Consider the following 21,777-nt stretch of genomic DNA (forward strand, 5'->3'; position numbering starts at 1 on the left):
GGTGGCGGTGAGCGTCGTTCCTACGGTGATCGTGACCAGGCGCGTAGCCAGTACGGCTCGCGTGAGGGCGGCCAGCGGCCCCCCTTCAACCGCGATGACCGTGGCGGGCGGCCCCCGTTCAATCGTGACGATCGTGGTGGGCGTCCTCCGTTCAATCGTGATGACCGTCCGGGCGGTGGTGAGCGYCGTTCCTACGGTGATCGTGACCAGGCGCGTAGTCAGTACGGCTCGCGTGAGGGCGGCCAGCGGCCCCCCTTCAACCGCGATGACCGTGGCGGGCGTCCTCCGTTCAACCGCGATGACCGTGGTGGGCGGCCTTTCGGTGCTCGCGAAGGCGGATTCCGCGGTGAAGGCGAAGGCTCCCGTGCCCGTTATGGCCGAGACGACCGGCCTGCCGGCCGTGACGAGGCTCCGAGCCGGGAACGTGAGGAACTGCCCCCTCTCGCTCCGGACATCACGGCCGAGGAACTCGACAAGGAGGTCAGGGAGGAACTGCGTTCTCTCCCGCTCGACCTTGCCGATCTGATCTCCCGCCATCTCGTGGCAGCCGAGCGTGCCCTCGGTGAGGGCGACGCGGAACAGGCCTATGAGCACACCAAGGTCGCCCGTCGTTTCGCAGCCCGGATCGGTGTGATCCGCGAGGCCGTCGGCATCGCCGCCTACCACGCAGGGCACTTCGCCGAGGCGCTGAGCGATCTGCGCGCGGCGCGTCGTATGACGGGCTCCGACTCGTTCCTGCCGATCATGGCGGACTGCGAGCGCGGTCTCGGCCGTCCTGAGCGTGCCCTCGATCTGGTCCGTTCCAAGGAGGCCGAGCGTCTCGACCGGATGGGCAAGATCGAGCTCGCTATCGTGGAGTCCGGCGCCCGCCGGGACCTTGACCAGAAAGACGCCGCTGTCATCACTCTGCAGCGTCTGCCGGAGCTGCGTGACACCCGTCCGCAGCCCTGGTCGGCACGTCTCGCCTTCGCCTACGCCGATGCTCTGGCTGACGCCGGTCATGAGGAGCCCGCCACCGAATGGTTCGGCCGGGCCATGGCCTTCGACGAGGACGGGGAGACCGACGCGGCCGAGCGCTACGCGGAGCTGACCGGTGCCGTCATCGAGGATCTCGAAGAGGACGAGGACGAGGACGAGGACGACGAGGACGTCGACAACGAGCTCGACGACGAGCTTGAAGACGTAGAGACCGACGCCGAGTCCGAAGACGACGACTTCGACGACGAGCCTGAAGACGATGACCTCGACGACGAGGACGAGGCGGACATCAAGATCGACGATGTCGCCACTCTCGACGCGGAGATCGAGGCCGAGGACGAGCTCGACGACGATGAGCCCCTCATCGACGAGCTTCGTGAAGACAAGGCTCCCGCCGTTGAGGAGAAGGCCCAGGACAAGCCCGGCGAGAAGGTCGAGACCGGCGTCGGGCCGGCCTTCATCGAGCCTGACTTCGGGGACATTCTCGACGACCCTGCGGATGTCGACGGCGAAGACGAAGACGAGGACAAGGCCGAGAAGAAGAAGTGACTCCGTTCCGTCTCGGGTGGACCAGTCCGTTCACCCGAGACGGAAGGTCTCCTACGGCTGCACCCGGTTCAGCCAGTGAAGGATTCCGGCCACGTTGGACGGAGCGCCGCTGAGGAGTTCGAACTGCTCGGCGGTCGCGTCGTCGGCCCTCAGCGCCGCGTAGCGTTCCTGCGTCCGCTCCTTGACCATGGCCACCGCGTGGTCCAGGTCCATGCCTTCTGAGTGGGCCTGGCGGGTCAGGTCGACCCAGACACGAAGCTCCTCCGCCGAGCGTCCCAGGGTTTCCTGCACGTCGGTGACCGGCCCGTAGTGGCTGAACAGCAGCCGCTGCGGGCCGAGCGCCTGGAACAGTCCGATCGAGTCCAGTGCGGTCTGCAGGTCGAAGTCCGGCGGTGGTGTGGCCGGGCGCAGGTCGCCTGTCTGCGGGAGGTATACCCCGGCGGCGTCTCCGACGTAGAGGTCGCCGGTGCCCGAGTCGATCAGTCCTACGTGGTGCTTGGCGTGGCCGGGAGAGTAGTGACTGTTCAGCGTGCGCCCGTTGCCGAGGTCGATGGCTCCGGTGTCTCCCAGCGCGCGGATCCGTGAGGACTCCGTGGGGGACAGTTCACCGAACAGGGTGTCCAGTTTGTCCCCCCAGACCATCCGGGCGCTGGCCATCAGCCGGGACGGATCGGCGAGATGCCGCGCTCCCTTCTCATGGACCACGATCTCCGCTTCCGGATAGAACCCGGCGATGTCGCCGACGCCGCCCGCATGGTCCAGATGGATATGTGTGACGACGACAGTGGAGAGATCGCCCGGACCGACACCCAAGGAGGTCAGGGCGTCACGCACCACCGGGGCGGAGGTGGAGGTGCCCGTCTCCACCAGGCAGGGACGGTCTCCAAGGATCAGATATCCCGCTGTGATGCCGGAGTACCCGGCCATTCTCGTGTCGATCTCATAGACGTCGCCGCCGAGGGCGGTGATGTTGTCCACAGGCCACCTCAGAACTGGAACCAGCGTCCCCAGAACGGCGTTCGGGCCATCCTGGCATAGCTCACATCGTAAAGAGTCATCCTCGATCGGCGGAGATCTGAGGAGGATTCGATGGATCGCAATGAGGTCGTCCTGGTGGGCCGTCTGCCCGAGGCGGTGCGGATCAGGTCGCTGCAGAGCGGAAGCACCCTCGGCAGTTGGAGGGTGATCGTCCGACGGCAGCAGCGCGGCCGCGGGACCCGCGTCGACACCATTCCGTGCGTATCGTTCGAGCCCGAGGTCACCGTGGTCGTGGCCGAATGGCTGCCTGACGACATGGTCGAGGTGGTGGGCTCCCTGCGCCGCCGATGGTGGGGGAGTGAGGGATCCAAATCGTCCGGCTACGAGGTCGAAGTACGCTCGGCGAGACGTCTCGAACGCCGGATCACCACGGTCCTGACCGGTGAGGAGGAGCCTCCGGCTCCGATCCCCGCCCCACCCCGGCCGGTGAGGTCGCTTACACACGCCGAGACCGGTCCGGTAGAGACCGGGACCGTCGTGGCAGAGGAGAGACGAGCGCTCACGGCCGTCGAGCCAGAGCCGTCTCATGCCGCCGAGGCGAATACGCCGGCGTCCGTGCTGCGACGTGTGGAGATGCCATCTCTGAGGTGACCGCTCAGCCGGGACCGGGTGACCGCCTGTCTCGCGACCGTTCGGATGGCACTGGGTGACCGTCCGTCTTACAGGCGTTCGGACGGTGCCGGGTGACCGTTTGTCTTGCGACAGCTCGGCCGGGGACAGGCAGCCGTCCGTCCCGTAACCGCTTGTCGCGCGACAGCCCGGCCAGAGTCGCGGATCAGTCAAGGGCGAATGTTCGCAGGACCAGTCCGGTACGGGGCTTGGGGCCGAACGAGGTGGACTTACGGGGCACTCGCTCCTTCTGAGCCGCGACCGCCAGCACATCGTCGACCGTCAACGGATTCAGCAGCACCGCCGTCCCCCCGGACTCCTGCGCCAGCCGTACCGCCGTCTCCGGGTCGTGGTGCACGATGCGCACCGAACGCTCGTCGTCGTTCATTCCCCAGACCTTCGGCAGCAGGAATTCAGAGAGAACGGAGGTGTTCAGCGAGCGCCAGCGGGCGGACCGGTGGGCGGGCATGGCGTGTTCGACCTGAACGGGGTCCGGGTCGGTGAGGAGATGCGCCGGGCCTCCGGCGGACAGCAGGTAGGCCGGGCCGGTGGCGTCCTTCAACGCGGCCAGCCCTTCGGCGAGGCCTGCGTGCTCGTGCACCTGCCAGGCACCCTTGGCCTTGGCCAGTGCCTCCTCCAGAGGCAGTTCCGCGATGACCCGGTGGATGGCCTTCAGATCCGGTGGATAGGAGGTGGAGTCCACCAGGAGCGCCAGGCCGAAGTCCCAGGGACCCGGGTTCACGGGGCCTTCGGGAGCGGTAGCCCCGGCCGCGTCCCGGTGTTCGCGCCGCAGGGTGTGGTGCTCGTGCTGGAGTGCGAGGTAGGTGGCGTAGCGGTGGTGACCGTCGGCGATGAGGGCCTGACGGGTACGGAGGTCGGCGTTGAGGGAGGCGAGCTGCTGAGGATCGGTGACGGCCCACAGACGGTGCCTGACCCCGTCACGGGTCTCCGCCTCGACCAGTGGCGGCTGGGAGAGGGCGATCCGGTCGACGAGGAGTGTGGCGGCGCCGCCGTCGCCCTCGTAGAGCAGGAAGATGGGCTCCAGGTTGGCCTCGGTCGTGCGCATGAGGGCCAGCCGGTCGGCGACCGGTCCGGGCATGACGTCCTCGTGCGGCAGGATGACGTGCTGCTCCGGACCCGCCAGGCCCACGTCGCCGATGAGCCCTCGCTGCAGGATTCCCGGGCCGGTCTGCTCGTAGACGTACACCGCGGGTGTTTCGTCGGGTGCCAGCACACCGGAGGAGAGCCACGCCTGCAGGGTCTCCCGAGCCTCGACGTACCGGTGGCGGTCGGCGCCGGGAAGGATCAGCCGCACCACATTGTTGGGGTGTGAGTCGAGCAAGTTTCGCACGTCGGCTTCTTCCACCAGGTCATAGGGCGGAGAGGTCACCTTTGCCAGATCGTCGACCGTGAACCTCACGCCGCGGAACGGGCGTAGCACCAGCCCGTCGGGTACCGGCAGTTCAGGATTCGCCATAGGGGGCATGCTGCCATAAAGGCCTGAAACGTCCAGGGACCGCTCCGATGGCGCGGTGGTGCCCGGGCCGTCAGGAAATCGGTCAGATCTGTCGTCTGTCGATGAAGGAGGCCTCACGTATGGTCCAAGGACGTAGCGGTCCGTCTGATTCCCCCAGCCCCGAGACGGGCGCTCCGGCCGGGGACGTCTATGACTGGTTCCAACGAGGGATGAAGCTCCTGGCTGAGGGGAGCCCGGCGGCGGCTGTCGCGCTGCTGGAGCGTGCCGCCGACGCCGAGCCGGAATCACGGAGTATTCGAGAGGCGCTCGCCCGCGCCCAGTTCAACTCCCGGCAGTACGCCGACGCGGTTGACAGTTTCCGCTGGATCGTCGATGCCAATCCGGCCGAGGATTACGCCTATTTCGGTCTCGGTCTCGCCCTGTGGCGCACCGGAGACATGGAAGCAGCCCAGGAGCCGCTGGCCATCGCCGCGGCCATGCGTCCTGACCAGCGGCACTACGTGACGGCGCTGAAAAGCGTCCGTGCCACGTTACGTGCCCGCCGGAGCTGATCCTCGTGGGTGATGGAATGGAGGCGTGGACATACAGACGCTGATCGACCCGTATGACACCCTTCTCCTTGATCTCGATGGGGTGGTGTATCTCGGGCGCGATGCCGTGCCGGGGGCTCCCGAGTCGTTGCGCGAGGCGGCGGGACGTGGTGTGCGGCTCGCTTATGTCACCAACAACGCCTCGCGCACTCCGGGTGCGATCGCCGAACATCTGAGCGCGCTCGGAGCCCCGGCGACCCCGGAAGACGTCGTCACCTCGGCCCAGGCCGCCGCGCGACTGGTAGCCGAGCGGGTCCTCCCCGGCGCGGCGGTGCTGGCGGTCGGAGGGATGGGGCTGCGCAGCGCCCTGCGCGCACACGGCCTGCGTCCGGTCAGCACCGCCATGGAGGGCGCGGTCGCGGTGGTGCAGGGCATCGCGCCGGGCCTGTCCTACGGCCTGCTGTCGGAGGGCACGCTGGCCGTGCGGCAAGGAGCGTTGTTCGTGGCCGCCAACGCCGACTCGACCATGCCGACCAGCCGGGGCGAGCTGCCGGGAAACGGCGCGATGACACGGGTGATCGCCACGGCGACCGGGGTGGAGCCGATCGTCGCGGGGAAGCCCGAGCCGCCGCTGCACCGCGAGTCGATGCTGCGGACCGGGTCGCGACGGCCGCTGGTGGTCGGCGACCGGCTCGACACCGACATCGAGGGGGCGACCAACGCGGGAGTGGACAGCCTGCTGGTGCTGACCGGCGTGGCGAGCCCTCTCGACCTGCTGACCGCCGGTCCCCGGCATCGGCCCACTTACGTCGCCGCTGACCTGTCGGCCCTGCACAAGCCCTACCCCCGGGTGCGGCGGGACGGGAACGGATGGGCCTGTGAGGGATGGACGGCACGGTGGGAGGAGGGCCGTCTCCACCTCGAAGGGCGCGGGGACCCGCTCGACGGGCTCCGTGCGGCCGCCGCCGCGACGTGGGAGGCGGCCGGGGAGAAGCAGGCGGACGAGGACGCGGTGAAGGCCGTCCTCGACTCCTCCCTTTCCGGCGGAACCTCCTGAATCTTTCCGGCAGCACCCTCTGAGGGCAGCCAGCGGAACCCCTGAGGGCGATGGGTCCTCTCGGCGGGGCGGCTGCTCTGGCGGCGGCGTGTCGTGGGGGAGGGGCAGACCGTCCCTGTGTTCTCTTCCGGGGGCCGTGGGTTTGTCGGGCGGGGTGTCCTGGCGGTGGCGTGTCGCCGGGGCGGTCGCAGACCGCCCACACGTTCCCTGAGGGGGCACGCCCCGGGACAGGGGACATGCCCCCCTGGCCGGGGACGCCGGCGTGCTCTCCCCTCACTTTCGGGAGCCGGACCGTCCGGAGCAGCTCGTTCAGAGGAGCTTGCGGAGGCGGAGAAGGTCGCCGAAGCTGGCGTCGATCTTGACCCGGCCGCTGAACACGGCGCGTCCCATGTCGAGTTCGCCGTTGACCAGGGAGACCAGGTCGTCGCTGCCGATGGTCAGCTTCACCTCGGCGGGTCTGCCGTCGGCGGGAGGTGAGTCGCCGAAGGGGCCGAGCCCGCCGTGGTGGATGCGGCCGTAGAAGGTGACGTCGAGGTCGCGGATGTGGCAGCTGATGCTGCGCTCGACCACATGTCTGCTACGACTCTCCTGGTCAACCTCGTCGAACTGCTCACCGAGTTTGCGCAGTGCCACCCGGCACTCGTCGACGGTCGCCATCGCGTGGCGCTCCTTTCTGTTCGAACCGGCCCGAATCCTTGAACCTACGGACGGTAGCGTTCCACATGAGTACAACGTGCGATCCGGCACGCGGGGATGCGCCGGAGGAAGGAGTCTCCTGTCATGGCGTTCGAAGCGCTGCGGGGATATGTGCAGGCGGCTACGGGTCTCACGGAGATGACAACGAACAGAGCCCGTGCGGTAGTTCGCGAACTGCTCTCCTCAGGAGAGACTGGTCTGTCCCAGATGTCCGGCCAGGTCGACAAGATGGCCAAGGAGCTCGTCGCGATGGGCAAGACCAATCGGGAGCAGCTCGACGAGCTCGTCAGGTTGGACGTGAACCGGCTTCTCGGTGCGCTCGACCTGGCTCGCGATGAGGACGTCGACCGGCTGCGGGCCCGGGTGGGGGAGCTGGAGGCCAGAGTCGCCTCCGCAGAGGAGGTGCTCAGGAAGATCTCGGCCGAGCGGAGCCGTACGACGGCCGAGGGCGGCGCTTCCGACAGGGCCGCCGGGCGGAGCCGTACGACGGCCGAGGCCGGTTCTCCTGACAGGCCCGCCGGGCGGAGCCGTACGACGGCTGAGGGCAATGCTTCCGGCCGGCCCGCCGAGCGGGCCGCGAAGGCGGGGAAGGCGGGGAAGGCGGGCACGGGCAAGGGCAGGGGCGAGGGCACGGGTAAGGGTGCCAAGGCGACGGGCGCCGCCGCTTCCGATACGGTCAAGGCGTCCACGGGCAAGGCGGCTCGCGCGCCGCGCGCCCGGACGACCACCAAGTCGGCGAAGAGCACCTCCGGAGGGGGCGCATGACGGACCTGCCGGAAGAGACCGGCGAGGAGCGGGTCGACACCGCGCTGGGCGGGCTCGCCCGGCTCGGCGCGATGCCCGTCTCGGCGCACGTGAGCGTGTTCGAGGAGGTGTTCACCGGGCTCGAGCAGGCACTCGCCACGGTGGACGGCACCCCGGACCGGCAGCGGTGAGCCGGCGGACGCGCCTCGACAGCGAGCTCGTGCGCCGGAGGCTGGCCCGGTCCCGGGAGCAGGCGGCCCAGCTCATCGAGGCGGGCCGGGTCAGCGTCGGCGGCCAGTTGGCGGCCAAGCCCGCGACCCAGGTGGACACCGCCTCCGCCATCGTGGTCACCGAGGCCGCAGAGGGCCCCGACTACGTCTCGCGGGGGGCGCACAAACTCGTCGGCGCCCTGGAGGCCTTCGGCCCTCGGGGCCTGACCGTCGCGGGACGGCGCTGCCTAGACGCGGGGGCCTCGACGGGAGGCTTCACCGACGTGCTGTTGCGCAACGACGCGGCACACGTGCTCGCCGTCGACGTCGGGTACGGCCAGCTCGCCTGGTCGCTGCGGACCGACGGACGGGTCACGGTCATGGAGCGGGTCAACGTCAGGGACCTGACACCCGACATGGTGGGCGAGCCTCCCACGCTGATCGTCGGCGACCTGTCCTTCATCTCGCTGCGCCTGGTACTGCCCGCCCTGACGTTGTGCGCCGCCGGGCGGGCCGACTTCGCGATGCTGGTCAAGCCGCAGTTCGAGGTCGGCAAGGAGCGGGTCGGCGCCGGTGGGGTTGTGCGCGACCCCGTCCTGCGGGCGCAGGCCGTGCGTGATGTCGCCGGAGCCGCGCAGGCGCTCGGCCTCACCGTGCGGGGCGTCACCGCGAGCCCGCTGCCGGGCCCGTCGGGAAACGTGGAGTACGTCATCTGGCTCGGCAAGGGAGAAGGCGCGCCCCCGGTGCCGGACATCGGCGCCGAGATCGAACGCGCGGTGGCAGAAGGCCCCCAGTAGTGGCTATCCCCCGAAAGAGTGGAACATGACTACCAAGCGCACCGTGCTGGTCACCGCCCACACCGGGCGGGAAGCGGCTGTCGACACCGCTCGGACGGTGATCGGCCGCCTGGTGGAGGCGGGGCTGACCGTGCGTGTTCTCAACGCCGAGGCCGAGGCGATCGCCTGCGCGGGCGCCGACGTGGTGCCCGCGAGCGCCGCCGCGGTCCAGGACGCCGAGATGATGATCGTGCTCGGCGGTGACGGCAGCCTCCTGCGGGCCGCCGAGCTCGCGCGTCCGGCCGGCGTGCCCCTGCTGGGCGTCAACCTCGGGCACGTCGGCTTCCTGGCCGAGGCTGAGGTGGAGGACCTGGCGGTCACGGTGGACTGCGTGGTCCAGGGCCGCTACGACGTGGAGGAGCGGATGACCATCGAGGTCACCGCCCGCCTCAACGGCCAGTTGCTGGCCGACACCTGGGCGCTCAACGAGGCCACCGTGGAGAAGAGCGACCGGATGCTCGAGGCGGTCGCGGAGATCGACGGGCGGCCGCTGTCACGCTGGGGGTGTGACGGGGTCATCTGCGCCACCCCGACCGGTTCCACCGCCTATGCCTTCTCGGCCGGCGGGCCGGTGGTCTGGCCGGAGGTGGAGGCGCTGCTGCTGGTGCCGATCAGCGCCCACGCACTGTTCTCCCGGCCGCTGGTGATCTCCCCCCGCTCCACGCTGGCGTTGGAGGTTCAGCCGGAGACGGCCGGGGCGGTGCTGTGGTGCGACGGCCGCCGCCGGTTCGATCTGCCCGCCGGAACGCGGGTCGAGGTCCGCCGTGGCGAGGTGCCGGTACGGCTGGCGCGGCTGCACGGCCTGGAGGACACCGGGGCGCCTTTCACCGACAGGCTGGTCGCCAAATTCGATCTTCCTGTACAGGGGTGGCGTGGCCGGGTGCGGTCGTAGCGCGTCCGGGCGATTCCTGTCCCAAGCGCGTAGGATCGTGCCCGCGCACCGCACTGATGTTCGGTGAATTCGATGTGACGGGAGGGACCAGTGCGACCCAGGGTCGAGGAGGTCCGCATCCAAGGGCTCGGCGTGATCGACGAGGCCGTCCTGGTGCTGTCGCCGGGATTCACCGTGCTCACGGGCGAGACCGGTGCGGGAAAGACCATGGTGGTGACCGGTCTGGGGCTGCTGTTCGGCGGCAGGGCCGATCCCGCCCGGGTCCGTCCGGGTTCGGACAAGGCCACCGTCGAGGGCACGCTCGTGGTCGACCCGGCGGGGCGGGTGGCCCAGCAGGTGCAGGACGTGGGCGGTGAGATCGAGGACGGGGAGCTGATCATCTCGCGGACCGTCTCCGCGGAGGGCCGTAGCCGTGCCTGGCTGGGCGGCCGCACGGTCCCCGTGGGCACGCTCACCTATCTCGCCGAGGATCTGGTGGCTGTGCACGGCCAGATGGACCAGCAGCGGCTGCTCCAGCCCGGCCGCCAGCGGGCCGCCCTCGACCGCTACGCGGGTGAGGACCTGGTCAAGCCGCTGCGCGCCTACGAGCACGCCTACAAACGGCACAAGCAGGTCGCCGACCAGCTGACCGAGCTGACCGCCCGGGCGCGGGAGCGCGCCCAGGAGGCCGACCTGCTCAAGTTCGGGCTCGACGAGGTCGAGAAGGCCGATCCCAAGCCGGGCGAGGACGTCGAGCTCCGCGAGGAGGTGGACCGGCTCTCCCACGCCGACTCCCTCCGGAACGCGGCGGAGACGGCGCACCGGGCGCTGCTGGGCGATCCCATGTCCGGTGAGCAGGTCATGCAGGACGCCATCACGCTGGTCGGCCAGGCCCGCACGGCCGTCGAGGCGGTGCGGGAGTTCGATCCGGTGCTGGCCGGGCTCGCCGACCGGCTCGCCGAGGCGGGCTACCTCATCTCCGATGTCGCCACCGAGCTGGCAGCCTACGCCGAGTCGGTCGAGGCCGACCCGGTCCGGCTCGCGGTCGTGCAGGAGCGCCAGGCCGTGCTCGCCCATCTCGTCCGCAAGTACGGCGAGGACACCGGCGTGGTGCTCGCCTGGGCCGCCCAGGCGGCGCAGCGCGTCACCGAGCTCGAAGGCGACGACGAGCGGATCGGCGACCTCACCCGGGAGCACGAGGAGCTGACCGGCCGCCTCACCGAGCTGGCCGCCGAACTGACCAGGATCCGGGCCGCCGCCGCCGAGCGGTTCGGCCAGGCCGTCACCGAGGAGCTCACCGCGCTGGCCATGCCGCACGCCCGGGTGGTGGTCGGCATGACGGCCGCGGCCGACTTCGGCCCGCACGGCGTCGACGAGGTCGAGCTGCGCATGTCCCCGCACCCGGCCTCGCCGCCGCTGCCCCTGAACAAGGGCGCCTCCGGCGGTGAGCTCAGCCGGGTGATGCTCGCCATCGAGGTCGTGTTCGCCGGCGCCGACCCGGTGCCGACGTTCGTGTTCGACGAGGTCGACGCGGGCGTGGGCGGCAAGGCGGCGGTGGAGATCGGCCGGCGTCTGGCGCGTCTGGCCCGCACCGCCCAGGTGATAGTCGTCACTCATCTGCCCCAGGTGGCCGCCTTCGCCGACCAGCATCTGGTCGTGGAGAAGGCCGGCGACGGCAGCGTGGTGCGCAGCGGGGTGGTCGCGCTCGACAAGGACGGCCGGGCACGGGAGCTGTCCCGTATGCTCGCGGGGCTGGAGGACTCCGAGCTGGGCCGCGCGCACGCGGAGGAGCTCCTCTCGATCGCCGCCGCAGATAAGGCGTAAGAGGCCGCAGATAAGGCGTAAGAGAAGGACTGTTTTCGGATGCTCGGGGGAGCAGAGACTCGTGGGGATCTTCCGTGACGAATCTGGCATGCTGCCGTGGGTTTGGCTTTCCTGGTCATTCGCTCTGGCAGGATGGTCGTGATGAAGGTGCCGATTGACGAGCTTCAGAGCAGGCTCACCGGTTACCTCCGCCGCAGGAAGGTCACGGACCTTCCCGGGGTGACGGCAGTGGCGAGAATCGATCGGCGGACCAAGGGGCTGACCAAACGCCTCCGGCCCGGGGAAATCGCGATTATCGATCACGTTGACGTTGACCGGGTGAGCGCGGAGGCGCTTGTCGCGTGCGGCGCGGCGGGCGTGGTCAACGTGGCCGCGGGCATCAGCGGCCGCTACCCCAACCTGGGCCCGCAGATCATCGTCGAGGCCGGGGTGCCGTTCGTCGACAACGCCAGCCCCGAGCTGTTCGAGCGGGTCAAGGACGGCGATCTGGTCCGGGTGCACGAGGGAGCCGTCTACCTCGAGGAGGAGCTGGTCGGCAAGGGCGAGGTGCAGACGCCCGAGGCCGTCGAGGCCGCGATGGTCGAGGCGCGGGCCGGGCTGACCGTCCAGATCGAGGCCTTCGCGGCGAACACCATGGAATACGTCCGGCGCGAGCGCGACCTCCTGATCGACGGGGTCGGCGTGCCCGACATCCGGACCGTCATGGAGGGACGGCACGTCCTCATCGTGGTGCGCGGTTACCACTACAAGGAGGACATCGCCGCACTCCGGCCCTACATCCGCGAATACCGCCCGATCATGATCGGGGTGGACGGCGGGGCCGACGCGCTCATCGAGGCCGGTTACGTGCCCGACATCATCGTGGGCGACTTCGACTCGGTCTCCACCAAGGCCCTCACCTCCGGCGCCGAGCTGGTCGTGCACGCCTACCGGGACGGCAGGGCGCCGGGCCTGGAGCGCGTCCAGCAGCTCGGCCGAGATGCCGTGATCTTCCCGGCGATCGGCACCAGCGAGGACATCGCGATGCTGCTCGCCGACGACAAGGGGGCCGACCTGATCGTCGCCGTCGGCACCCACGCGACCCTGGTGGAGTTCCTCGACAAGGGCCGTTCGGGCATGGCCAGCACCTTCCTCACCCGGCTCCGGGTGGGCAGCAAGCTCGTCGACGCGAAGGGCGTCAGCCGGCTCTACCGCAGCCGGATCTCCACCCCGTCCCTGCTCCTGCTCGTCGCCACCACGCTGATCACCATGGGGGTGGCGATCATCGTCTCCCCGGTGGGCAAGATCTGGCTCGACAGCGTCCGCGACGGCTGGAACGGCTTCATCTTCTGGCTGGTCGGACTCTTCTCGTGATCGATTTCCGTTATCACCTCGTCTCCATCGTCGCGATCTTCCTCGCGCTGTCGGTCGGCATCGTGCTGGGCACCAGCTTCCTGGAGGATCCCGTCATCAAGGCGACCGAGAGCCTCGCCAACCAGCTCCGCGTGGGCAACGACGAGCTCCGCGAACAGGTCGACGCCCTGCAGAGCCGCGAGGCGGGCAACGACGCCCTCGTCACCTCCAGCACTCCCCGGCTCGTCCAGGACGCCCTCGCCTCCGAGCGCGTGGTGATCGTGGAGGCCCCCGGGGTGACGGCGGGCGCGCGTGAGGCGGCGCAGCAGGTGATCGCCGCGTCGGGGGCGACCGTGACCGGCAGGATCACCCTCACCGACCGATACATCGACCCCAGCGGCTCGACCTCCATCGACGCGCTGGTCACCGAGGCCAAGCCCGTGGACATGACCCTCCCCGTCGAGGGGACGACCTATGACAAGGCGGCCGTGCTGCTCGCCAGCGCGATCGTGACCAGTGACCCCGCCCAGATGGGCAAGGTGAATCCCACCGCGACCGGGATCCTGGAAGCCTTCCAGCGCGGCGGCCTGCTCACCGTCACCGACCAGCCCGCCAAGCGCGCGGACCTGGCCGTGCTGATCGCCCCTCCGGAGCCCTACACCGGCGACAACGCCGCCCAGCAGGCGGGCGCGATCGTGTCGATGGCCCTCGGTCTGGACGAGGGCGGCCGGGGCGCGGTGCTGACCGGCGCTCTGACCGGCACTGCGGCCGGGGGCGCCATCGCCGCGCTGCGCGAGGACACCGCCGTCGCGGAGAAGGTCTCCAGCGTCGACAACCTCGATATGCCCGCGGGCCGAGTCGTGGTGGTCTACGCTCTGCGGGAGCAATTGTCCGGGGTTGCCGGGCACTACGGCATCGGCCCCGGCGTCTCGGGCATCGAGCCCAGTGCGCCCCCCACCCCCACGGCCACCTCCGGAGGATGACCCGATGGCCCGTCGTGCTTTTCTCGGCGCTCTGGCCGGCGCCTTTCTCGGCGCGGCGGCCGCCCGCGCCGCCTACGCCGCCTTCACCCGCAGGCCGCCGATCGGCGACGCGGAGACCTGGGACCGGACCAATCACCGGGGCGAGCCGATCACCCTGCTGGAGGGGCCGGCCTTCGTCGCGGGCGCCGGTGCGGCCGCGGCCGTGCTGCCCGGCCTGCCCGTCAGGGTCCGTGCGGCCGTCCTGACGGCCGTGGCCGGCAGCGGTGCTCTCGGCGCCTACGACGACCTGTACGGCGCGACGTCCTCCAAAGGGTTCAAGGGCCACCTGAGCGCCCTGGCCAAGGGCGAGGTCACCAGCGGCGCCGTGAAGATCCTGGGCATCGGCGTGACGGGCCTGGCCGCGGCCGCCCTGACCTCCCGGGGCCCCGTCGACACCGCCGTCAACGGCGCGCTGGTCGCCGGCGGCGCCAACCTGGCCAACCTCTTCGACCTGCGCCCGGGCCGCGCCATCAAGGTCGGCCTGCTCACCGGCGCGCCCCTGCTCGCCGCCGGCCTCTGGCGCGACGCCCCGGTCCCGGCCACCCTGGCCGCCCTGCCGATCGGCGCCGCCGTCGCGCTCCTGCCCGAGGACCTGGGAGAGCGGGCGATGCTGGGTGACGCGGGAGCGAACGCGCTGGGGGCGCTGCTCGGCCTGGCCGCCTCCGTCGCTCTCGGCCGCCCCGGGCGCCTGGCCGTCCTCGGCACCGTGGTCGCGCTGACCGCCGCCTCGGAGAAGGTCAGTTTCACCAGGTTCATCGCCGGCAACCCCGTGCTCAACCGCATCGACCTGCTCGGCCGCCGTCCAGTGGAGCAGGCACCCGGCAACTGATGATCAAAAAGATCGGGCAGGGGGTCGCCGGGGCGGCACTCCTCATCGGGATCGTGACCGTCGCGGCCCGGCTCGTCGGGTTCGGCCGCTATCTCGTCCAGTCGCAGACCGTCGGCAACCTCTGCCTGAGCACCGCCTACAACACCGCCAACTACGTGCCCAACATCGTCTTCGAGCTGGTGGCCGGCGGTGCGCTGGCCGGGACGGTGGTGCCGGTGCTGGCCTCGGCGGCCTCCCGGGCGGGAGACGACCCCGAGGCCAGGGCGGAGGTCAGCTGGACCACGTCGGCCCTGCTCACCTGGGTGATGCTCGCGCTGGTGCCGCTGACCCTGCTCATCGCCGCGTTCGCCGGGCCGATCGTCACGCTGCTGATCGGCAATCCCGGCGAGTGCGATCTGACCGAGGTCCTCGGAGCCGGCACGGACATGCTCGTCGTGTTCGCCCCGCGCATGATCTTCTTCGGTGTCGCGGTGGTCCTGTACGGCGTGCTCCAGGCCCACCGGCGGTTCATGGGCCCCGCCCTGGCGCCGCTGGTCTCCAGCCTGCTCATCGTCGCCTCCTACCTGGTGTTCGAGCCGGTCGGCGACGGGGCCGCCGCCGACCTGTCGGATCTCACGACGGCGGGGCAGCTGACGCTCTCGCTCGGCGCGACGATCGCCGCCGCGGCGATGGTGCTCACCGTGGCCGGTCCGGTGGGCCGCCTCAAGCTGCGGTTGCGGCCCTCGCTGTCCTTCCCCCCGGGGGTCGCCGCCCGCGCGCGGCAGCTCGCCGGCGCGGGCATCGCCGTGCTCATCGCCCAGCAGGTCGCGCTGATCGTCGTGGTCCGCCTGGCCAACGACCTGGGCGGAGCGGGGGCGACGGGGATCTACACCTACTCCTGGGCGCTGTACCAGCTCCCTTTCGCGGTGCTCGTGGTGCCGATCGCCACGAGCTCGTTCCCGGTGCTGTCGGCCCGCGCGGCCGACGGGGACCGGGCCGGTTTCGACGGCCTGGCCTCGTCCACCACGCGGGCGATCCTGCTGGTGACGGGGCTGGCGGCCGGGGTGATGGCGGCGGTCGCCATGCCCGTGTCCCGGGTGTTCGTGGAGGGCACGCCGGGCGGCGATCCCGGGGAGATGGCCGGCGCCGTCGCGCTGTTCGCGCCGGGTCTGGTGGGATACGCGCTGATGTTCCATCTCGCGCGGGTCCTGTACGCCTGCGGCCGGGGCCGGTCGGCGGCGGTCGCCTCGGTGGCCGGATGGGCCGTCGCGCTGGTGGCGCAGATCCTGCTGGCCCGGGCCGCGCACAGTCCGCCCGACGTCGTCGGGCAGCTGGCGTTGGGCAGCACCGTCGGCATGACCGTCGGCGGGGGACTGCTGGCGCTCGCGGTGTCCAGGGCCGCAGGCGCGGGCGCGCTGGAGGGGGCCTGGCGGGCCCTGTCCGCCGCGGTGCTCGGCGGGGCAGCCGCCTACGGGGCCGGTCTGGCCGTGGTCACGGTCTCCGGCGGGGTGTCACGGTGGATGTGCGTGGTGGTCGGGACGGTGGCGGCGGTCGCCGGTTCGGCGGCGTTCGCGGCCGTGGCCGCGGTGATCGACAGACCGGACACCCGGCTGCTGCTGGAGCGGCTCAGGCGGGTACCCACTCCAGGAGGGGACCGTGGCGATGACTGAGGCGGGTGCACGGCTGGCGTTCGTGCTGGGGACCAGCGCGGGCGGGGTCGGCCGGCATGTGGCCATGCTGGCGGAGGGCCTGGTGGGGCGGGGCCACCAGGTGGTCGTGGCCGGGCCGCGGGAGACCGAGGAGACATTCGGGTTCGGCCGGCTCGGGGCGCGGTTCGTGCCGGTGCCGATCTCCGACCGGCCCCGCCCGCTGAACGACCTGCGGGCGGTTCGGGCGCTCAGGGCGCTGCGCGGGGCGCACGCCGTACACGCTCATGGGCTGAGGGCCGGGGCGCTGGCCGCTCTCGCGCTGACCGGGACCCGGACCGGCCTGGTGGTGACCCTGCACAACGCCGCCACCGCGGGCGGTGCGATCGGTGCGGTCTACGGGGTCCTTGAACGGATCGTCGCCCGCCGCGCCGATCGGATCCTGGTGGTCTCCCCCGACCTGGGGGAGCGGATGGCCGGGCTGGGGGCCGGGCACGTCGAGGCCGCCGTCGTCCCGGCGCCGGTGCTGCCCCCCTCCGGACGCGGATCGCGGGAGGTCCGCGAGGAGCTCGGCACGGGAGACCGGCCGGTCTTCCTGACCGTCGCCAGGCTCGCCCAGCAGAAGGGCCTGGAGACCCTGCTCGACGTCGCGGCCGCCTTCGGCCCCGGCCGGGCGCCCGCCGGATCCGCGCCGCGGGCGGTGTTCCTGGTCGCGGGGGAGGGGCCGTTGCGTGAGGAGCTCCAGGGGCGCGTCGACCGGGAGAACCTGCCGGTGCGGCTGCTGGGCAACCGGGGCGACGTCGGGGATCTGCTCGGGGTCGCGAGGGCCCTGCTGGTGCCCAGCCGGTGGGAGGGGCAGCCGCTGACCGTGCAGGAGGCGCTGCGGGCGGGGACACCGGTGATCGCCACCGCGGTGGGCGGCATCCCGCCGATGGTGGGCGAGGGCGGGCTGCTGGTGCCGTACGGCGACGTCGCCGCGCTGCGCGAGGCGGTGGAGCGGGTGCTGGCCGACGACGAGCTCGTCCGGACCCTGGCCGGGGCGGCCGCCCGGCGGGGCGCCGGGCTACCCGGACGGGAGGAGGCGCTGGAGGCTGTGACGGCGGTGTACGCGGGCATCTCGCGGGCTGGGACATCGGGCCGCGCCTGATCGCCGAATTAGGCGCTGCCAAGCCACACACCTATACTGGCTTGGTTAGGGGGGGAGTATCCCTTCGTGACAGTCTCGTCATCACGGTGCTGCCTCGCTCCACGAGGCCCCCGGGGCTGTCGGTCCGCACCAGACTTTCGCGGGCGGGAGAGACCTCCGGCAGTCAGTCGTGCGCGCCGCCGGAGGGTTATTAGTCGTGACTGTTCCTTTTTGGGCCTGGATTGCCGTTATCGGTGGCCTTCTCGTCGTCCTCGCCTTTGATCTGTGGATCGTCGACCGGGGTGAGCCGCGAGAGTTCTCGCTGAAGCAGGCCGGTTACTGGGTCGCCTTCTATGTCGCCCTCGCGGTCGTCTTCGGCATCGTGTTGTGGATCTTCGCCGGGCCGACCCCGGCGGGTCAGTTCTTCGCCGGCTACATCACCGAGTACAGCCTGAGCGTCGACAACCTCTTCGTCTTCTACATCATCATGACCCGCTTCGCGGTGCCCAAGGTCCATCAGCACAAGGTACTGCTGGTCGGCATCCTGATGGCGCTGGTCATGCGGGGCATCTTCATCGCCGTCGGCGCCGCCGCGCTGGCGAACTTCGGGTGGCTGTTCTACGTCTTCGGCCTGTTCCTGATCTACACCGCGGTGCAGCTGGTCCGCCAGCACGGTCACGACGAGGACGACGTCCCGGAGAACCCGGTCCTGCGCTGGGCCCGCCGGGCGCTGCCGCACACCGACGACTACGTGGGCTCCAAGGTCGTCGTCAAGGTCGACGGCAGGCGGATGGTCACCCCGCTGCTGATCGTGATGATCGCCATCGGCACCACCGATCTGCTGTTCGCGCTCGACTCGATTCCCGCGATCTTCGGTCTCACCACCGACGCCTTCATCGTCTTCAGCGCCAACGCGTTCGCCCTGATGGGGCTGCGTCAGCTCTACTTCCTGCTGGGCGGTCTGCTGCAGCGCCTGGTCTACCTGAGCTACGGTCTCGCGTTCATCCTTGGTTTCATCGGGGTTAAGCTGATTCTCGAGGCGCTGCACTCCAGTGGCGTGTCCTGGGCACCTGAGGTGCCGATCTGGCTGTCGTTGTCGGTCATCGGCGTCACTATGGTGATCACCACTGCGGCCAGCCTGATCAAGGCCCGTCGCGACGGACGCGAAAGCAAGGAAATCACCACCTCCGCGAGTGGTAAGCAGGGCTAGCGGATCGGCGTGTGAGCGGCTTTGCTTGTCTAGTTGCGCCGTATAAGGGCTGAGAGATGGGTAGCATCCTGCCCCAAGGCAGGTAGACATACCGGTCTAATGCCGCAAGACATCACAAAGGTTCCCTGTGTCCCACGATTCAGCAAGCTACCAGCCAGGCCGGGTACGGCTGGCCCGTGGCGTCTCCCCGTGGTTGCTCCCGACTGTGACCGCCGCCGCAGTGACCTCACTGCTCAGCCGCCGTGACCGGCGCTGGGCGCTGGCGGCGGCACCCCTGGCCGCGCTCACCGGTGGCATGCTCTGGTTCTTCCGCGACCCCGAGCGCACGCCGGGACCGGCGAGGATCCTGTCGCCCGCCGACGGCGTGGTGCAGAGCATCGACCCCTGGCCGGACGGCCGCACAAGGGTGGCCATCTTCATGAGCCCCCTGGACGTGCACGTCAACCGTGCGCCGCTGGCCGGTACGGTCACCTCGGTGGAGCACGTGGCCGGGGGGTTCGTGCCCGCCTTCAACAAGGACAGCGACAAGAACGAGCGGGTCGTGTGGCACCTGGACACCGTGCTCGGCGACATCGAGCTGGTCCAGATCGCCGGCGCGGTCGCGCGCCGCATCGTGCCCTACCTGGCGGCCGGGGCGAAGGTGGCCAAGGCCGAGAGGATCGGGCTGATCCGGCTCGGCTCGCGTGTGGACCTCTATCTTCCCGAGGGAATCGCTCCCGCCGTGTCGGTCGGCCAGCGGACCGTCGCGGGGGTGACGGCTCTTGACCACGGCTGACGCGAGCTGGCCGCTGGACGAGACGGACGACGAGCCCCGGGGGCCCGTCGGCAAGGCGTTCCGGCTCTCGGCGGCTGACTCCCTCTCCCTCGGCAACGCGCTGTGCGGCTTCCTCGCGGTCTGCGTGCTGGCCTGGTCGGCGATCAACCAGCTCCAGACGAACGGGAAGTTCGCGGCAGTTCCCCAGTTCTTCGGCACCGCGGTGGTGCTGCTCCTGATCGGTGCCACCTGCGACCTGTTCGACGGCCTGGTGGCCCGCAAGTTCCGCGCCTCGGCCATGGGGGCCGAGCTGGACAACCTGGCCGATGTGATCAGCTTCGGCTTCGCCCCCGCCTTCATGGTGGTCATCTGGGGCGGCTTCACCCAGAGGGTGCCGTTTCCGCTGGTGATGGTCGCCGCGGCCTCGGTGCTGCTGGCCGGAGTCATCCGGCTTGCCCGCTTCGCCTGCGTGAAGACCACGAGCGGCGACTTCATGGGCCTGCCCATCCCGATGGGCGCCATGACGGTGGTCTCGATCGTGCTGCTGTTCCCGCCGTCGATCGTGACCCTGCTGCCCATCTTCGGTGTGGCCTACCTCATGGTCAGCCGGATCGAGTATCCCAAGCCCAAGGGCAACCTGGCCGCCGCCGTGCTGGCCTGGATGATGATCAACGTCGCCTGCCTCACCATCTGGGCCGCGGGCCTGACCGGTGGCGACACGCTGATCAAGGTCGGCGCCTTGATGCAGGTGACCATCGTGGCCGCCATCCCGCTGCGCGTCCTGATGTTCAAGCGGGAGAAGCGCAAGGAGCGCAGGGAGTCGGAGAGCATCAGCTGACGGAAATCGGCACACGGCCCGCCGGAGGCGGACCGCCGTGTGCCGATGTCCGTACCGCCCGTGCGACGGCCGGGCCCGCGCGGTCGCCGCGGCGGATCGCGCCGTCCGGGTCTCCGGCCGTCCGCACGGCTGACGCTCCGGGCGACGGCCGTACGGGGAGGGCCTACCAGCCGCGCTCCCGCCACTCCGGCAGGGAGGGGCGCTCGGCGCCCAGCGTGGTGTCCTTGCCGTGGCCCGGGTAGACCCAGGTCTCGTCGGGCAGCCGGTCGAAGAGGCGCTCCGACACGTCGGTGAAGAGCCGGGCGAAGCGCTCCGGGTCCTTGTTGGTGTTGCCGACGCCGCCGGGGAACAACGAGTCGCCGGTGAACAGGTGGCCCGGGTAGTACAGGGCGATCGAGCCCGGCGTGTGCCCGCGCAGGTGGATCACCTCAAGCGTGACCACGCCGACGGTGATCCGGTCGCCGTGTTCCACCTCCAGGTCCACCGGCACCGGCAACGCCGCCGCGTCGAGCGGGTGCGCGATCACCGTCGCGCCCGTCGCCGCGGCGACCTGCTCCAGGGCCTGCCAGTGATCGCCGTGCTGGTGAGTAGTGATGATCTTGCTGATCGGCCGGTCGCCGATGAGCGCCAGCAGGCGGTCGCCGTCGGCGGCGGCGTCGATGAGCGCGCCGTCGCCGGTGTCGTTGCACCGCACCAGGTAGGCATTGTTGTCGAACGGTCCGACGGCCAGCTTGGAGATCGTCAGAGCGGGCAGCTCCCGCACGTCGGCGGGACCGCCGACCTGCACGTCACCGGTGTACGTCACGGATACTCCTCGGGCGGGGTAGCGGGCAGGTGAGGGGGCGCGAGCACGGTCAGCCACGGTGGCGGCGCGGGCAGCGGCCCGGCGTCGGCCACGGCGGGCCGGTTGCCACCGGCCCCCTCCGGCATCACCCTAAGCCCCGCTCCCGACGAGCGACCGGTCAGCCAGCCCAGCAGGGCCCAGGCGTCACCCTGCAGCACGGGCCCCGATCCGAGCTCCCGCCAGACCTGGTGGTGCTTGTCGCCGTCCTTGACCTCCTCGACCACGATCTCGCTGACCGTGCTGAGCTCGTGCGGCCAGCAGACCATCGCGTCGTGCAGGTCCCTGCGGACGAACGCCTCCGGCCAGTCGGCGCACTCGTAGCCCGCCCCCAGATCCACATGGTGCATCTCGACCTCGCGCACCCGCCGGACCAGCACGTACCAGGCCGGATGGCCGGGCGGGCGCATGCCGCCCACCGTCGCCGACCACCCCTCGGCGGGCATCGCGGCGAGCGCCCCGGCCAGCCGCGCCGCGCTCTCCTCCAGGTCGGCCAGCTGTTCCTTCGCCGGCCGTACGGCTCCCGCCTCGATCTGCGCGTCGCGTGTCCCCGGATCGGGGTACTGCGGGGTCCGGACGCCGGTCCTGGCCCACGTGGCCAGGTTGACGAGGCTGTCGGCGTTGCGGGAGAGGTGGGTCAGTAGGTGCCCCCTGCTCCAGCCGGGCAGCCGGGAGGGGGCGCTGACATCGGCGTCGGTCAGCCCGGCGGCGGTGGCGAGGAGACGGGCGGTGGAGCCGGTCAGCTCGGTAGTGAGCGTTTCTATGACATCCATCCCCTCACT

The 21,777-nt window shown here is 70.7% G+C and carries 22 protein-coding genes; 17 read left to right on the forward strand and 5 right to left on the reverse strand.

From position 1 onward, the window contains the following. Positions 1–1,527, forward strand: a 1,527-nt coding sequence (locus CA984_RS21610; RefSeq protein WP_242676085.1) for a hypothetical protein, incomplete at its 5' end; no start/stop codon positions are given. Positions 1,528–1,578: 51 nt separating this feature from the next. Here CA984_RS21610 and CA984_RS21615 read toward each other — a convergent pair. After that, entirely contained in the window at positions 1,579–2,505 is a 927-nt protein-coding gene (locus CA984_RS21615) for an MBL fold metallo-hydrolase (protein WP_086575186.1), read from the reverse strand. Positions 2,506–2,616: 111 nt separating this feature from the next. Between CA984_RS21615 and CA984_RS21620 the strand changes: the two genes are divergently transcribed. Continuing rightward, positions 2,617–3,156, forward strand: coding sequence for a single-stranded DNA-binding protein (locus CA984_RS21620; protein WP_086575188.1), 540 nt, complete (start codon positions 2,617–2,619; stop codon positions 3,154–3,156). Between the two features lie 184 nt (positions 3,157–3,340). Here CA984_RS21620 and CA984_RS21625 read toward each other — a convergent pair whose 3' ends face one another. Next, on the reverse strand, positions 3,341–4,660 hold the full coding sequence (locus CA984_RS21625; protein ID WP_086575190.1) for a DUF1015 family protein: 1,320 nt from the start codon (positions 4,658–4,660) through the stop codon (positions 3,341–3,343). Between the two features lie 110 nt (positions 4,661–4,770). Here CA984_RS21625 and CA984_RS21630 point away from each other — a divergent pair, with 110 nt between their 5' ends. Beyond that, complete coding sequence (locus CA984_RS21630; RefSeq protein WP_086575193.1) at positions 4,771–5,202, forward strand: tetratricopeptide repeat protein; 432 nt, start codon at positions 4,771–4,773, stop codon at positions 5,200–5,202. Positions 5,203–5,227: 25 nt separating this feature from the next. Then, a complete protein-coding gene (locus CA984_RS21635) occupies positions 5,228–6,238 on the forward strand; it encodes an HAD-IIA family hydrolase (RefSeq protein ID WP_086575196.1) in 1,011 nt (336 codons plus the stop codon). 309 nt (positions 6,239–6,547) lie between these two features. On the opposite strand, the gene CA984_RS21640 is transcribed toward CA984_RS21635, so the two are convergent. Further along, positions 6,548–6,895, reverse strand: coding sequence for an SCP2 sterol-binding domain-containing protein (locus tag CA984_RS21640; protein ID WP_086575198.1), 348 nt, complete (start codon positions 6,893–6,895; stop codon positions 6,548–6,550). 246 nt (positions 6,896–7,141) lie between these two features. Between CA984_RS21640 and CA984_RS21645 the strand changes: the two genes are divergently transcribed. From CA984_RS21645 to pssA, 13 genes are all read left to right on the forward strand, one after another. Further along, positions 7,142–7,699, forward strand: coding sequence for a hypothetical protein (locus CA984_RS21645; RefSeq protein WP_133061739.1), 558 nt, complete (start codon positions 7,142–7,144; stop codon positions 7,697–7,699). Further along, positions 7,696–7,869, forward strand: coding sequence for a hypothetical protein (locus CA984_RS46360; RefSeq protein ID WP_165781354.1), 174 nt, complete (start codon positions 7,696–7,698; stop codon positions 7,867–7,869). The genes CA984_RS21645 and CA984_RS46360 overlap by 4 nt, the downstream gene beginning before the upstream one ends. Beyond that, on the forward strand, positions 7,866–8,684 hold the full coding sequence (locus CA984_RS21650) for a TlyA family RNA methyltransferase (protein ID WP_086575202.1): 819 nt from the start codon (positions 7,866–7,868) through the stop codon (positions 8,682–8,684). Before CA984_RS46360 ends, CA984_RS21650 begins: the two co-directional genes overlap by 4 nt. Positions 8,685–8,709: 25 nt before the next feature. Next, entirely contained in the window at positions 8,710–9,615 is a 906-nt protein-coding gene (locus tag CA984_RS21655; protein ID WP_086575204.1) for an NAD kinase, read from the forward strand. A gap of 90 nt (positions 9,616–9,705) precedes the next feature. Further along, positions 9,706–11,418 carry a DNA repair protein RecN gene (gene recN, locus CA984_RS21660; RefSeq protein WP_086575206.1) on the forward strand — a complete coding sequence of 571 codons (1,713 nt, stop codon included), beginning with the start codon at positions 9,706–9,708 and terminating at the stop codon, positions 11,416–11,418. Positions 11,419–11,559: 141 nt separating this feature from the next. Then, positions 11,560–12,771: a putative cytokinetic ring protein SteA gene (gene steA, locus CA984_RS21665; RefSeq protein WP_086575208.1), complete on the forward strand. Its 1,212-nt coding sequence runs from the start codon at positions 11,560–11,562 to the stop codon at positions 12,769–12,771. Then, positions 12,768–13,733 (forward strand): copper transporter, encoded by a 966-nt coding sequence (locus tag CA984_RS21670; RefSeq protein ID WP_086575210.1) that lies wholly within the window; start codon positions 12,768–12,770, stop codon positions 13,731–13,733. Before steA ends, CA984_RS21670 begins: the two co-directional genes overlap by 4 nt. 4 nt (positions 13,734–13,737) lie before the next feature. Then, positions 13,738–14,601, forward strand: a complete 864-nt coding sequence (locus CA984_RS21675; protein WP_086575212.1) for a hypothetical protein — start codon at positions 13,738–13,740, stop codon at positions 14,599–14,601. After that, positions 14,601–16,250 (forward strand): murein biosynthesis integral membrane protein MurJ, encoded by a 1,650-nt coding sequence (murJ, locus tag CA984_RS21680; protein ID WP_086575214.1) that lies wholly within the window; start codon positions 14,601–14,603, stop codon positions 16,248–16,250. Before CA984_RS21675 ends, murJ begins: the two co-directional genes overlap by 1 nt. Continuing rightward, the gene (locus CA984_RS21685; protein ID WP_086575216.1) at positions 16,243–17,373 is read left to right on the forward strand and encodes a glycosyltransferase family 4 protein; all 1,131 of its coding nucleotides are present in this window, start codon (positions 16,243–16,245) and stop codon (positions 17,371–17,373) included. The genes murJ and CA984_RS21685 overlap by 8 nt, the downstream gene beginning before the upstream one ends. A gap of 196 nt (positions 17,374–17,569) precedes the next feature. After that, on the forward strand, positions 17,570–18,562 hold the full coding sequence (locus CA984_RS21690; protein ID WP_086575218.1) for a TerC family protein: 993 nt from the start codon (positions 17,570–17,572) through the stop codon (positions 18,560–18,562). Positions 18,563–18,689: 127 nt separating this feature from the next. Beyond that, positions 18,690–19,337, forward strand: coding sequence for a phosphatidylserine decarboxylase (locus tag CA984_RS21695; protein ID WP_086575220.1), 648 nt, complete (start codon positions 18,690–18,692; stop codon positions 19,335–19,337). Continuing rightward, on the forward strand, positions 19,324–20,154 hold the full coding sequence (gene pssA / locus CA984_RS21700) for a CDP-diacylglycerol--serine O-phosphatidyltransferase (RefSeq protein ID WP_086575222.1): 831 nt from the start codon (positions 19,324–19,326) through the stop codon (positions 20,152–20,154). Before CA984_RS21695 ends, pssA begins: the two co-directional genes overlap by 14 nt. Positions 20,155–20,317: 163 nt before the next feature. Here pssA and CA984_RS21705 read toward each other — a convergent pair whose 3' ends face one another. Together CA984_RS21705 and CA984_RS21710 are read right to left on the reverse strand one after the other, a co-directional pair. Beyond that, positions 20,318–20,959: an MBL fold metallo-hydrolase gene (locus CA984_RS21705; RefSeq protein WP_086575225.1), complete on the reverse strand. Its 642-nt coding sequence runs from the start codon at positions 20,957–20,959 to the stop codon at positions 20,318–20,320. Further along, positions 20,956–21,768 (reverse strand): maleylpyruvate isomerase family mycothiol-dependent enzyme, encoded by an 813-nt coding sequence (locus tag CA984_RS21710; RefSeq protein WP_086575228.1) that lies wholly within the window; start codon positions 21,766–21,768, stop codon positions 20,956–20,958. The genes CA984_RS21705 and CA984_RS21710 overlap by 4 nt, the downstream gene beginning before the upstream one ends. Between the last annotated feature and the right edge of the window lie 9 nt (positions 21,769–21,777).

It is taken from the genome of Streptosporangium minutum (assembly GCF_002149035.1).
In the GTDB taxonomy this organism is placed as follows: Bacteria; Actinomycetota; Actinomycetes; order Streptosporangiales; family Streptosporangiaceae; genus Streptosporangium; species Streptosporangium minutum.